The sequence below is a fragment of the Streptomyces sp. SN-593 genome (assembly GCF_016756395.1).
GTDB classification, from domain to species: Bacteria; Actinomycetota; Actinomycetes; order Streptomycetales; family Streptomycetaceae; genus Actinacidiphila; species Actinacidiphila reveromycinica.
This window is the reverse complement of record NZ_AP018365.1, coordinates 4,332,823-4,345,780: the sequence shown is the minus strand read 5'-3', so window position 1 is coordinate 4,345,780 and position 12,958 is coordinate 4,332,823. Positions and strand designations below refer to the sequence as shown.

Annotated in this window: 12 protein-coding genes and 1 tRNA gene; 5 read left to right on the top strand and 8 right to left on the bottom strand. The window is 74.2% G+C overall.

What is annotated here, in order from left to right; genetic code table 11:
- Nucleotides 1-8: 8 nt before the first annotated feature.
- From RVR_RS18220 to RVR_RS18195, 5 genes are all read right to left on the bottom strand, one after another.
- Nucleotides 9-821 carry a TrmH family RNA methyltransferase gene (locus RVR_RS18220; RefSeq protein WP_202234856.1) on the bottom strand — a complete coding sequence of 271 codons (813 nt, stop codon included), beginning with the start codon at nt 819-821 and terminating at the stop codon, nt 9-11.
- A gap of 82 nt (nt 822-903) precedes the next feature.
- Entirely contained in the window at nt 904-2,328 is a 1,425-nt protein-coding gene (locus RVR_RS37695; protein WP_237404824.1) for an HTTM domain-containing protein, read from the bottom strand.
- Nucleotides 2,325-3,137: a DUF5819 family protein gene (locus tag RVR_RS18205; protein WP_202234855.1), complete on the bottom strand. Its 813-nt coding sequence runs from the start codon at nt 3,135-3,137 to the stop codon at nt 2,325-2,327. The genes RVR_RS37695 and RVR_RS18205 overlap by 4 nt, the downstream gene beginning before the upstream one ends.
- Nucleotides 3,138-3,259: 122 nt before the next feature.
- On the bottom strand, nt 3,260-3,592 hold the full coding sequence (locus RVR_RS18200; protein WP_202234854.1) for a rhodanese-like domain-containing protein: 333 nt from the start codon (nt 3,590-3,592) through the stop codon (nt 3,260-3,262).
- Between the two features lie 102 nt (nt 3,593-3,694).
- Nucleotides 3,695-4,579, bottom strand: a complete 885-nt coding sequence (locus tag RVR_RS18195) for a J domain-containing protein (RefSeq protein WP_237404823.1) — start codon at nt 4,577-4,579, stop codon at nt 3,695-3,697.
- Nucleotides 4,580-4,978: 399 nt separating this feature from the next.
- Here RVR_RS18195 and RVR_RS37690 point away from each other — a divergent pair, with 399 nt between their 5' ends.
- Both RVR_RS37690 and RVR_RS18180 read left to right on the top strand, forming a co-directional pair.
- On the top strand, nt 4,979-8,248 hold the full coding sequence (locus tag RVR_RS37690; protein ID WP_237404822.1) for an ATP-binding SpoIIE family protein phosphatase: 3,270 nt from the start codon (nt 4,979-4,981) through the stop codon (nt 8,246-8,248).
- Between the two features lie 95 nt (nt 8,249-8,343).
- On the top strand, nt 8,344-8,805 hold the full coding sequence (locus tag RVR_RS18180; protein WP_272933090.1) for a MarR family winged helix-turn-helix transcriptional regulator: 462 nt from the start codon (nt 8,344-8,346) through the stop codon (nt 8,803-8,805).
- Between the two features lie 9 nt (nt 8,806-8,814).
- Here the strand turns inward: RVR_RS18180 and RVR_RS18175 are convergent, their stop codons facing one another.
- The gene (locus RVR_RS18175; protein WP_237404821.1) at nt 8,815-9,234 is read right to left on the bottom strand and encodes a winged helix-turn-helix transcriptional regulator; all 420 of its coding nucleotides are present in this window, start codon (nt 9,232-9,234) and stop codon (nt 8,815-8,817) included.
- 168 nt (nt 9,235-9,402) lie between these two features.
- Here RVR_RS18175 and RVR_RS18170 point away from each other — a divergent pair, with 168 nt between their 5' ends.
- The gene (locus tag RVR_RS18170; RefSeq protein ID WP_202238750.1) at nt 9,403-10,050 is read left to right on the top strand and encodes an FMN-dependent NADH-azoreductase; all 648 of its coding nucleotides are present in this window, start codon (nt 9,403-9,405) and stop codon (nt 10,048-10,050) included.
- 164 nt (nt 10,051-10,214) lie between these two features.
- Here the strand turns inward: RVR_RS18170 and RVR_RS18165 are convergent, their stop codons facing one another.
- Both RVR_RS18165 and RVR_RS18160 read right to left on the bottom strand, forming a co-directional pair.
- On the bottom strand, nt 10,215-10,790 hold the full coding sequence (locus tag RVR_RS18165; protein ID WP_202234853.1) for a TerD family protein: 576 nt from the start codon (nt 10,788-10,790) through the stop codon (nt 10,215-10,217).
- A 189-nt stretch (nt 10,791-10,979) separates the two neighbouring features.
- Nucleotides 10,980-11,066, bottom strand: a tRNA-Leu gene (locus RVR_RS18160).
- A gap of 410 nt (nt 11,067-11,476) precedes the next feature.
- On the opposite strand from RVR_RS18160, the gene RVR_RS18155 reads away from it, so the two are divergent.
- Together RVR_RS18155 and RVR_RS18150 are read left to right on the top strand one after the other, a co-directional pair.
- Nucleotides 11,477-12,382, top strand: coding sequence for an FHA domain-containing protein (locus RVR_RS18155; RefSeq protein WP_202234852.1), 906 nt, complete (start codon nt 11,477-11,479; stop codon nt 12,380-12,382).
- A gap of 10 nt (nt 12,383-12,392) precedes the next feature.
- Nucleotides 12,393-12,908, top strand: a complete 516-nt coding sequence (locus RVR_RS18150; protein WP_202234851.1) for an FHA domain-containing protein FhaB/FipA — start codon at nt 12,393-12,395, stop codon at nt 12,906-12,908.
- Nucleotides 12,909-12,958 lie beyond the last annotated feature (50 nt).

Here is a 12,958-nt window from a genome sequence, read left to right as displayed (position 1 = left end):
CCGCGGGCTCAGGCCGCGGGCGGTCCGCCGCGTCCGGGCACGAGCGGCGAGCGGGACGTGGCGGCCCAGTGGTAGAGCGCCATGCCCACGCTGGTGGCGAGGTTGTAGCTGGAGACCTGCGCCCGCATCGGCAGCGACACCAGTTCGTCGGCCCCGGCGCGCAGCTCGGCGGAGACGCCGTGCCGCTCGGAGCCGAAGACCACGAGCGCGTCGTCGGGCAGGCCGGTGTCGCGGATGTCCGCACCCTCCGGGTCGAGGACGTAGCGGGGGCCCGGCGGCAGTGCGGCCGGGTCGGCGCGCTCGACCGCGGTGGCGTAGTGCAGCCCGGCGCCGGACCGGACGGCGTTGGGGTGCCAGGGGTCGAGGTCGCCGGTGGTCACCACGCCGGTGGCGGCGAAGCCGGCGGCGAGGCGGACCACGGCACCGACGTTGCCGAGGTTGCGCGGGCCGTCCAGCACGACCAGCGGGGCGAGCCGCGGCATGCGGTGGAGGGCCGCGAGGTTCGCCTCGGGGTCCCGGCGGACGGCGAGGGCGGCCACCCCGGTCGGATGCACCCGGGGCACCAGGTCGCGCAGCACCGGTCCGGGCACCTCGGCGACCCTCTCGGCCAGTTCCGCGCCGAGGTCGGGGGCCAGTTCGGCGGCCAGCCGCAGCAGCCCCTGGCGGTCGGTGGTCACCGCGACCCGGACGTCGGCGCCGAAGCGCAGCGCGTGCTTGAGGGCGTGGAAGCCGTCGAGCAGCACGCAGTCCGGGTCCGCCGCCTGCCAGCGGCCCACCGCGGCCGCGGGATGCTCGGCCCGCACGGCCTCGTCCTCGGTCATGCGCCCACCCTACGGGCCGGTCGGCGGCGGCCCAGCCCGGTCGTCAGGTGACGGCGGACGGCGGCGGGCCCGCGGCCGGTCGTCAGGTGACCGGGGACGGCGGCGGGCCCGCGGCCGGCGTGCCCGGGTCGTCCGCGCGCTGCTCCGGCAGCGCCCGAGCGGCGAGGTCCCGCCCGCGTCGGCGGCCCAGGGCCTGGTACTCCACCCACAGCAGGAACCCGGTCGGCAGGAAGACCGCGTCCGCGGAGATCATCGCGAGCGAGAAGAACGGCAGTCCCAGCACCACGGCGATCGAGGCGTGCTCGATCATCATCCCGACCAGCAGCACGTTCTTCACCCGCCGGTTGAACAGGGTGAAGGGGAAGGCGACCTGCACGATCACCGTGCCGTAGGTGATCAGCATGACCACCACCGCGTGGCTCGCCAACATGTGGGACAGCGCCGGCCAGGGAGTGAAGTCGTCCAGGTGCAGCGGGTAGTACAACGCGGTGCCGTCCTGCCAGCGACTGCCCTGGATCTTGTACCAGCCCGCGGTGGAGTAGATCAGGCACACCTCGACCACGACCACGAGCATCGCGCCGTTGTGCACGACGTTGGCGATGATCTCGAAGACGGTACGGGGCTCGCCGGGCGCGTGGCGGCGTACCGCCCACCACACCGCCTGGCCGACCCAGCAGGCCCAGAAGACCAGGTCCCAGCCGTGGCTGAGCTTGTCGCCGAAGGTGGCGACGAGCAGCACGACACCGAACACGGCCCACAGCGCGATGCCGACCGGGTCGACGCCGGCCCGCCCGGGCACAGCGGCGCGCGCGGGCACGGTGGAAGCGGGCGGGAAGGCCGGCGCGGCCGCGTCCGCCTCGACCGGCGCCCGCGGTCCGGCCACCGGCTCCCCGGCTCCTGAGCCGGCCTCGGCCTCCGCTGCCGCCGCCCGCGACGCCTCCGCCTCCGCCTCCGCGCGGCGCCGCGCCCTGCGGCTGTCCAGCGACCAGACCAGCCCGCAGCGGGTGAACGCGAGGTAGATCGCGAGGATGTGGACCACGTTGTCGCCGCCGTCGCCCATGAACACGCTGCGGTTCTGGAGCGACAGCACCCCGACCATGAACATCAGCGCGGACGTCCGCGTCCGCCAGCCGACCAGCAGCGCGGCGCTCGCCAGGATCGCGAACGCGTAGCAGATCTCGAACCAGGCGCGGCTGTCGCTCCACATCAGCACGCTGAACGCGTGGTTGCCGGCCAGCAGCCGCTGGGCCAGGTCGAACCCCCAGGCGCTGTGCGGGCCGTAGAGCGCGGCGCGGTGCGGGAACTCCCGCAGCAGGAACAGCAGCCAGGTGAGCGCGACGCCGATCCGCACCACCGCGCTCTGGTAGGGGCCGACGGCGGTGCCGGTGATCTTGTGGAGGCCGCGCGTGACGGCGCGGTCGAGCGCGGCGGTCACGCTCGCGTAGGTGGGGGTCGCCGGGACGCGCCAACCGGCGCGGACCTCGGCGTGGCCGCGGGGCGCGCTCATGACGAGGCCCCCCGCCCGGAGGAGGTGACGGTCGCGCCCGGCGCCGGGGCCGTGCTCGGCGCGGGACCCGTCGTACTCGGCGCGGGAGCGGTCGTACCCGGGACGGGAGCGGTCGTAGCCGGGGCCGTCGTACCCGGATCGGGAGCCGGGACGGCCGCGGGCGCGGCGGTCCCGTCGACGACCCACCACGGCAGCGTCCGGTACTCGGTGGTGGGCGTGGCCGCCCCCGACACGCTCCAGGTCGGCTGCCCCACCGGGGTGGTCGCCGCGCGGGCCTGGACGCGGACCACGGTGCCGCCGTTCAGCTTGGTGCCGAACCGGCTCTGGATGATGCGCTGGAGGTAGGTGCGGCTCAGGTCGCCGCCCACGGCGTTGGTCGGCTGCTCCTGGGCGTCATGGGTGTCCGTGTAGTAGCCCCAGGCCCGGCGCAGCTCGTTCTGCTGGGCGTGGCTGGGCACCGGGTCGTGCCGCATCGCCGCGATGTCCATGCCGGTGAGGTCCACCCACCCCGTGGTCCCGGTGCCGCCGTCGGGCCTGCTGACCTCGGCGCGGGCCTGGATGTGGACGTTCTGCTGGAGCGGGTCGGGCGCGAACAGCTTCCAGTTCTGCTCGAACTCCGGGTAGATGTAGTCGTTGACGGCGGCCGCGTGCTCCTTGCTGAGCGTGTTCGACGGCGCGACGTACAAGAACACCATCCCCAGGTGGAACAGCGCGCCGACCGCGACCGCGCCCACCACCACCGCCACGGCTATCCGCCCGGGCAGCGACAGCCCCGCCACATTGGGCGGCGGCCCCTCCGTTGGCCCCATCCGACTCTCCGCTCTCCGCTGCGCCCGACGGCCCGACCCTAGTCACCCAGGGGCCCCGGCGGTGACCTTACCGAGTTATCCACAGGCGCAGAAGGCGCGGGATGCGGGAACGCGGCGGCGCGCTACAGCACGTGGCCCTGCGCACCGCTGTCGTCCACGACGGGGCGCCCGGCCGACTCCCACTCCAGCATGCCGCCGCTGACGTTCACCGCGTCCACGCCCTGGGCGATCAGGTACTGCGCGACCTGGGCGGACCGACCGCCGACGCGGCAGACCACGTGGACGGTGCCGCCCTCGGGCAGTTCGGCGAGCCGGCCGACGACCTCGCCCATCGGGATGTGCAGCGCGCCCTCGGCGTGACCGGCGGCCCACTCGTCGTCCTCCCGCACGTCGAGGAGGGTCGCGTCGGCCGGGACCGCGGAGGCGTCCACCGCGGGGAGCTGGGAGCGGAACATCGGACAGGCCTCCTGGGACACGGAACTGCGGGATCACTGACGTACGGGGACGGCGCGGGCGGCAGGCGTGCACCGCACCCGCGGACTTACGGGAAAGCTACCTCAGCCGCCGGATGCGCCGTGGACCAGTTCGGCGAGCCGCGCCTCGCGCTGCGAGACCTGCGTGAGCAACTGCTCGGCGATCTCGTTGAGCAGCGCGTCCGGGTCGTCGGGGGCGAGTTTCATCATCTGCCCGATGGCGCTCTCGTCGAGTTCCGCGGCGAGCGCGGCCAGCTTCTCCTTGCGCTCGGCGAGCCACTCCAGCCGGGCGTAGAGCACCTCGGCCTCGCCGGGCAGGTCCGACTCCGGCGCCGGACCGGCCTCCCACTCGGCGGCCAGGTCGCGCAGCCCCGCCTCGTCGGCGTACGCGTACGCCTCGTTGACGCGCGCGATGAAGGCGCTGCGGCGCTCCTTCTCCGCGTCGTCCTGCGCCAGGTCGGGGTGCGCCTTGCGGACCAGCTCGCGGTAGAGCCGCTGGGCCTCCTTGCCGGGGCGGACCCGGCGCGGCGGATTGGGGTCCTCCACCGGCCGCACCCCGTCGGCGCCCAGCAGGCCGCCGAACAACTCCTCGACCCCGGGCATCGGCATCACCAGCGCGCGGGCCTCCCAGGCCCGCTCGATGTCGGCCCGGTCGCCGCTGTGCGCGGCGACGGCCTCCGCGATCAGCGCGTCCAGCTCGTCCAGCCGCGCGTACATCGGGCCGAGCCGCTGGTGGTGCAGCCGGGAGAAGTTCTCCACCTCGACGCGGAACGTCTCCACCGCGATCTCGAACTCGATCAACGCCTGCTCGGCGGCGCGCACCGCCTTCGCCAGGCGTTCCTGGCCCTCCGTGTCCACGTACGCGGCGGCGGCCGGGTCGGCCGCGGAGTCGTCGGGGCCGGCCGATCCGGCAGGGGGAGCGGCAGGGGCGGAGGCGGCGGACGGTCCGGGTCCGGAGGTGTTCGTCACCCGGATAGCGTAGGCCCTCTACGGTCGATCATGGCGGGAGCGCGGTCGGGCCGTGGACAGGGCCGGGCCCGGGCCGGGGCCGCCCGCGGGGGCTTCCGGGGCGGCCCGGCCGCCGCCCCGGGTCGCCCGTACGGGTCACCCGGTCGCGCCCGCACCCCAGGTGGACGGCCCCGTCCGTGCCCGGCTCCGGCGCGCGGGGGCGGCACCGCGCGTCCCGGCATCGCGGCCGCGCTCCCCCGGTCCGGGCCGATACCACGAACGCGGCCCGACACGCCGTCAGCATCCGCCAACAGAGCACCAATCCGGGCAATCGGTCGACCCGGCCCGCGGTTTCGTGCTTGCCTTGAAGCCCACCCCACGCAGCGCGGAACCACAGCGCCGGACCGCAGGTGCACGACGTTGGACGAGATCACCGGGCATCCCGATGCCGCCGAGCCGGACCACCACACCGACCGTTCCGCCCGCACCGGGCCCTTGCCGGGGGCCGGCACCGCGGTGCCCGCGATACGGCCCGCGGCCCTGCCGTCCACCCGCCAGGCCGCGGCGCCCGTGCCCGTGCCCGTGAACGCGCCTGTGAACGCGCCCGTACCCGTACCCGTACCCGCGAACGCGGCCGCGTCGGTGACCACGCCTGGGACCGCGCCGGAGGCGGTGACCTCACCGGCCGTCACCGGCCCGCCGCCCGTCTCCACGGCCCTGGCGGTGCCGGACGGCGCCGCCATCCCGCCCGCCACCACCGCGCCGCCCGCCACCACCCCGCCCGCGGCCGTTCCCGGCCTGGCGGCCCTGCTGCGGCTCGCGGTGCTCTGCGTGGACCCCGACGGCCGGATCTCGTACTGGAACCGTGGCGCCGAGGAGCTGTTCGGGCACCGCTGGGAGCACGTCTTCGGCCACCGCGCGGCCGGGCTGCTGAGCACCACCCGCCCGGCCGCGGGCCACACGGACAAGCGCCCCGCGGCGGCCCGCCAGGACACCCTGGAGCTGCTGGACGACATCACCGTCTCCTCCTGGGCCGGGGCGCTGGCCGCCACCGACCGCGACGGCACCCTGAAGGACGTGCTGTGGTGGACCTACCGGCTGGTCGAGCCGGGGGGCCGCAGCCTGCTCGCGCTCGCCGTGCACGCCAAGCCGCTGCGCGCCGGCGGGCTGCGGATCGCGCTCGGCGGCCGGCTGCTGCCGTACGGCGCGGAGGGGCCGCAGCGCCAGGACATCGCGGTGGCCGCCGTACTCGCGCCGAGCGCCGACCCGGCGACCGGGCAGGCGCTCACCGGTCGGCTCGCCGAGGTGCTGCCGGGCGCGAGCCCGGGCCGGCTGGACCGGATCGTGCGGCAGATCGCGGCGCTCGGCCACCCCGCGCTCGAAGTCGAGGACGGCGTCCGGCTGCCGGTCGTGCCGCAGGAGCACGCCCGGCTCGCCGCGGCCGCCCGCGCCGCGGCCCCCGTCCGCAGGGAGCTGCCGCCGGGAGACGGGGCGGGCACCACCGCGGACCCGGCCGCACGCGGCGGCGACGCGTCCAGCGCGTCCGCGCTGACGGCCGTGCCGCCGCCCTCCCTCACCTCGCACGCCTCCCGCACCGCCCCGGGCCTGCCGCCGGCGGACGACCGCGCCCCGACCGGCCGGAAGAAGAGGAGGAAGGCGGGAGGCGGGCCGGCACCGTCCGAGCACCGGTCCGGCGACGGGCCGCACCTTGCCGGCCAGGCACCGCCGTACGACGGGCCGCGCCCCTCCGAGCAGCCACCGCCGTACGACCCGCACCGCCCTTCCGGCCGACCGTCCGGCCACACGTCCGACCAGCCGTCCGGCCACACGTCCGACCAGCCGGGCGCCGCCCCGGCCCGGGACCCCGGCGCCGGCCGTGGCCGCGGCAGCCGCAGGAACGACCGCGACCGCCGACAGGACCGGGACCGCGACCGTGCCCGGGACCGCGACCACCGCCCCGCCCGCGACGGCGACCGCGACCGCGACCGCGACGCCCACGACGTGCTCGCCTCCACCCCGGCCCCCCACCCCGGCAACGCGCTCGACGAGCAGCTCGCCCTGCTGCGCGCCGCGGGCTCCTTCATCGGCTCCACCCTCGACCTGGGCACCACCGCCCGCGAACTGTGCGCGGTCACCGTGCCGCGCTTCGCCGACCTCGCCTCGGTGCTCGTCGTGGACCAGCTCTTCTCCGACACCGAACCGCCCAAGGACGACCGCCCGGCCGACACCGTGCTCGTGCGCCGCGTGGCCCTCGCCCTCCCCGGCACGCCCGGCGCCTGGGAGACGGCCCTGCCCGAGGGCGAACTGGTCGCGCTGCCGGCCGGCGACATGGTGCCCCGGCTCGGCGACCCCGTGCTGGTGCCCGTGGTGGACCCCGCGCTCGCCCCGGACATCGCGCTCGACTTCGGCGTCCCCGCCCTCGGACCGCTGATGGCCGGCCACTCGCTGATCGTGGCGCCGCTCACCGCCCGCGGCACCGTGCTCGGCCGGGTCTACTTCCTGCGCGGGCCCGGCCGCCGACCGTTCGACGTCCGCGACGCGGCCACCGCCGCCGAGGTGGTCGCGCGCGGCGCGGTGCACATCGACAACGCCCGGCTGCACCACCAGGAGTCGCGCGCCGCGGCCACGCTCCAGCGCTCGATGATGCCGACCCGGCCGCCGCGCATCCCCGGCGTCCGGATCGCGCACCATTACATGCCCGGGGACCGGCAGGCGCAGGTCGGGGGCGACTGGTTCGACGCGATCCAGTTGCCCGGCGGCCGGGTGGCGCTGATCGTCGGCGACGTGATGGGCCACGGGCTCCAGGCGGCGGCCGTGATGGGGCAGTTCCGCACCGCCGTCATCACCATGACGGGGCTCGACCTGCCGCCCGCGCAGTTGCTGCGCCACCTGGACAACCTCGCCCACCGGCTGGGGACCGAACACCTCGCCACCTGCGTCTACGCGGTCTACGACCCGATCCACCGCACGCTCACCCTCGCCAACGCCGGCCACATCCCGCCGGTACTGGCCGGCTCCGACGGGCACGGCGAGCTGCTGCGCATCCCCGGCGGCGCGCCGATCGGGGTGGGCGGGGTGCCGTTCGAGACGGTGGAGGTCCCGGCGCCGGACGGTAGCTGGCTGGTGCTGTGCACGGACGGGCTGGTCGAGGTGCGCGGCCAGGGCATCGACGCCGGGTTGGCGGCCCTGTGCGCCAACGTGATCGAGCCGCAGCAGTCCCCCGAGGACGTGTGCGCGCAGATACTCGCCCGGGTGCACTCCGACGACCGCAGGGACGACGTGGCACTGCTGGTCGCCCGCTTCGAGGGCGTCGCCCCGCAGGACGTGGTGCGCTGGAGCCTGCTCATCGACTACGCCGAGGTGTCCAGGGCCCGCGAACTGACCCGCCGCCAACTCGCCGCATGGGGCCTGGAACGCCTCAGCGACGTGGCGGAGCTGCTGGTCAGCGAGCTGGTCACCAATGCCATCAAGGCCGCCTCCTACGAGGTGGAGCTGCGCCTGATGCGCGTGGGCAAGCTGCTGGTCGAGGTGAGCGACGACAACCACCACCTGCCGCAGTTGCGCAGCGCCAGGGCCGACGACGTGACCGGGCGCGGGCTCGGCCTGGTGTCGAACCTGGCGCGGCGGTGGGGGACCAGCCGGAAGGCGGTCGGCAAGGTGGTCTGGTTCGAGCTGCCGCTGCCCTCCTGAGGGCGGGCGCCGCGGCCTGATATCGTTGTACTCTACAACTCTCGCGCCGTCGGCCACCCCGGGTCGCGGCCGTACCAGGCAGGAGCGTGACCGCGGTGTCAGCAGCAGCGACCCCCGCCCGGTCGGCCGGATCCGTCGCCTCGCTGGAGGTGATCCAGCGCGAGCTGACCGCGTTCGCCCGCCGGGCCCGCGCCACCGCCGCGCGCATGCACCCCGAGCTGTCCCTGGTCGCGTACACGATCCTCGCGCACCTGGAGGAACAGCAGGGCTGCCGGGCCACCGACCTCGCCGCGCACTACCTGCTGGACAAGTCCACGGTCAGCCGCCAGGTGGCGGCCCTGGAGCGGGACGGCTTCCTGGAGCGGCGCACCGACCCCACCGACCACCGGGTGCAGGTGCTGCACCTCGCGCCGCGCGGCGTGGAGAGCCTGGCCGCGGCGCGGGTGCGGCGGCAGGAGACGTTCAAGGAGCGGCTGGCAGCCTGGGACCCGGCGGACCTGGAACGGTTCGCCGGCTACCTGGTGCGCTACAACGAGGACGCGGCGGCGCACCCGTAGCGCCCGCGGTCAGTTCTCGGAGCACTCCTGCGCGGCGTCCGGCCCACCCAGCACGGCGGCCGCCTCCGGCTCGGTGCAGGAGACGTCGTCGGGCAGGTACGTCTCGGCCCACCGGGCCAGCTCGCCCAGCGCCGGGCGGATCGCCAGCCCGGCCTCGGTCAGCCCGTAGCTGACCCGCAGCGGCGGGCCCGGATCGACCTCGCGGACCACCAGCCCGGCGTCGGCCAGTTCCGTCAGCCGGTCGGAGAGCATGCGTTCGCTGATCCGGGGGATGGCCCGGCGGATCTCGGCGAAGTACGCCGGGCGTTGTGTGAGGACGGCCACGATCAGCCCGGTCCATCGCTTGCCGAACAACTCGAAGACCCTGGTCAGCGCGATATCGACGCCTCGACAGGGGGTACCCGGGCGCATCTGCCGTCCCCGTTCCATGGCCACAGCGTACTCCGTCACCCCTCAGGCGCTGCAAAAAAGTAAGTCTCTGTGTTAAGAATAGTTACGCACGAACTTACGGGTCCGCTGATGCCGGCGGAGGCCGTCGGACGCCCGGCGGCGCCCGGCCGCACCCCCCTGTATCCCTTGATGACGAAGAGGCTCGCAATGGCCACCCTGCTGCACATCGACTCCTCCGCCTTCCACGACTCCTCCGTGTCCCGCGAGGTCACCGCGACCTTCCGCAAGGAGTGGGAGAGCCAGCACCCCGGCGGCACCGTCGTCTACCGCGACCTGGCCGCCGCCCCGGTGCCGCACCTGACCGCGGACGGCATCATCGGCACCAACGTCCCGGCCGAGTCGCGCACCCCGGAGCAGGCCGCCGCGGTCGCGCTGCGCGAGGAACTCGCCGGGGAGCTGGAGCGCGCGGACGCGGTCCTCATCGGCACCCCGATGTACAACTTCACGATCCCGTCCACCCTCAAGGCGTGGCTGGACCAGGTGATCATCGTGGGCCGCACCGGCGGCGAGGGCGGCTCCGCGGCCGGCAAGCCCGTCACGGTGGTGGCCGCGCGCGGCGGCGGCTACGGGCCGGGCACGCCGCGCGAGAGCTTCGAGTTCGCCGCCACGTACCTGGAGAAGGTGCTGACCGGGATGCTCTCGCTGGAGGTTCACTTCGTGATCCCCGAGCTGACGCTGGCCCGGGTCAACCCGGCGATGGCCTCGCTCATCGACGCGGCGGACGCCTCGCGGGCCAAGGCGCACGAGGACGCGGCGGAGAAGGCGAAGGCCCTCGCGGCGCGCTTCGCGGCCTGACGGCACCCGGGACCGCCCGCCGGCGGCACGGGAGCAGGAGCGGAAACAGGAACGGGGCCGTGGCCACCGGTCGTCGGAACGACGGGCGGCCGCGGCCCCGCGGTCTGCTCGTGCCGTCCCGGGGGGCCTCCTCGAAGGCCCGCCGGGACGTGGTCAGGACCCGGTCAGAGGTTGACGCCGAAGTCCTGCGCGATGCCGCGCAGACCCGAGGCGTACCCCTGGCCGACCGCGCGGAACTTCCACTCCGCGCCGTTGCGGTACAGCTCGCCGAAGACCATCGCGGTCTCGGTGGAGGCGTCCTCGGTGAGGTCGTAACGGGCGATCTCGGCGCCGCCCGCCTGGTTGACCACGCGGATGAAGGCGTTGCGGACCTGGCCGAAGCTCTGCTGCCGGGTCTCGCCCTCGTAGATCGAGACCGGGAAGACGATCTTGTCGACGTCGGCCGGCACGCCGGCCAGGTTGACCTTGATCGACTCGTCGTCGCCCTCGCCCTCGCCGGTGAGGTTGTCGCCGGTGTGCTCGACGGAGCCGTCCGGGCTCTTGAGGTTGTTGAAGAAGACGAAGTGCTTGTCCGACACGACCTTGCCGGAGGCGTCGAGCAGCAGCGCACTCGCGTCGAGGTCGAAGTCGCTGCCTGTGGTGGTCCTCACGTCCCACCCGAGGCCGACGGTGACCGCCGTGAGTCCGGGGGCCTCCTTCGTCAGCGAGACATTGCCGCCCTTGGAGAGGCTGACACCCATGCTGGATCTCCCTGCTCGGTTCGGCGCGGGCCGCGCCGCTTGACGATTGCTTTGCCCAATCCGTCCAACGCACACCACCCTGCCCGGGTTCCCGCCCGGCTGCCACCCCGACCCGCGCAACGACAAGGGCGGCATCGTGGTCACGATGCCGCCCTGTCCGTCACTGCCTTCGAAACACCGGAGTGCTTCTGGTGCGCGAGGGGGGAGTTGAACCCCCACGCCCTTTCGGGCACTGGAACCTGAATCCAGCGCGTCTGCCTATTCCGCCACCCGCGCATGGGTGCTGCCGTCTGGCTTCTCGCACCGGCTTGATCCTCGAATCCTGCTGGTGTGGGAACCCCGTCCGACATGCAGAAGATTAGCACGCCGTGTGCGGTGCCCTCACCTCCGTTCCGCGGGCCCGACCGGGGGAGGGCGGAGGGGGAACGCGGGGCGGCGGCACGAGCGGGCGTGCCGGTGCGGGACACTGGGGACACTGGTGGGGACGGCCCGAACCCGGGACCGCGCACAGCGGCCCCATCTACCATCGCTGTGGGTAGGAGGAGCGCAGGCACGGCGCGGTGTGAGGGTTGACACTGGCCGCCCGGTCAAGATCGGGGAACCGCCGGTTTTTCCCACGCGTGGATACGATCAGTAAGCAGTATCGGAATCGAGCCGACGGACGATCCGGAGGAGGGAGGTGCCCGGTGGGTGTGCTGAAGCGTTTCGAGCAGCGACTTGAGGGCATGGTGAACGGCACCTTCGCCAAGGTCTTCAAGAGCGAGGTGCAGCCCGTGGAGATCGCGGGTGCGCTGCAGCGTGAGTGCGACAACAACGCGACGATCTGGAACCGCGACCGCACCGTGGTACCGAACGACTTCGTCGTCGAGCTGAGCGCGCCCGACTACGAACGGCTGAGCCCGTACGCCGTACAACTCGGCGACGAACTGGCCGGCATGGTCAAGGACTACGCCAAGCAGCAGCGCTACACCTTCATGGGCACCATCAAGGTGCACCTGGAGCGGGCCGACGACCTGGACACCGGGCTGTACCGGGTGCGCAGCCGCACCCTGGCCTCCAGCGAGTCCCAGCACCCGCAGGCGCCGCAGGGCCACCAGCCGCCCCAGGGCCGTCCGCAGCCGTCCTACCAGCAGCCGCCGGCCCCGCAGCAGCAGTACCAGCAGCGGCCGGCCCGCCCGGCGCCCGAGCGGCACGCCGCGCCGCAGCGCCCGGCCGGCCCGCCCCCGATGCCGGCCGCGCCGCCGCCGGGCGGCGGAGCCCCGGTGACCCGGCTGCCCGGCACCGGTGTGCCGCCGGGCTCCGCCGCGGCCCACACCCGGCGCTGGGTGGAGATCAACGGCACCCGTCACCAGATCTCCCGCGCCACCCTCGTGCTGGGCCGCTCCACCGAGGCGGACGTCCGCGTGGACGATCCGGGCGTATCGCGCAAGCACTGCGAAATCCGCGTCGGCACCCCCTCCGTCGTCCAGGACCTCGGGTCGACGAACGGCATCGTGGTGGACGGACAGCACACCCAGCGCGCTACGCTCCGCGACGGCTCCCGCATCGTCGTGGGGAGCACCACCATCGTGTACAGGCAAGCCGAAGGGTGAAGCGGGGGCAATGTCAGAGCTGACCCTGACGGTCATGCGGTTGGGTTTCCTCGCCGTGCTGTGGCTGTTCGTCATCGTCGCGGTCCAGGTCATCCGCAGTGACCTGTTCGGAACCCGGGTGACCCAGCGCGCCTCGCGCCGGGCCGACGACCGGTCCCGGCCGCCGCAGCAGCGCCAGCAGCAGGTGCAGCAGCCGCGCCAGCAGCCGCAGAACAACCGCCAGCGGCGCGGCGCCCCCACCAAACTGGTGGTCGCCGAGGGCTCGTTGGCGGGCACCACCGTGGCCCTCCAGGGCCAGACGATCACCCTGGGCCGGGCGCATGACTCGACGATTGTGCTCGATGACGACTACGCGTCCAGCAGGCATGCCAGGATCTACCCCGACACCGACGGCCAGTGGATCGTCGAGGACCTGGGGTCCACCAACGGCACCTACATGGACCGCAACCGGTTGACCACGCCCACCCCGGTCCCACTGGGCGCGCCGATCCGCATCGGCAAGACCGTCATCGAGCTGCGGAAGTAGTCGCACAATGGGGCAGCGAAGCCACGACGCGCGAGCGAGAGGGTGGGCAG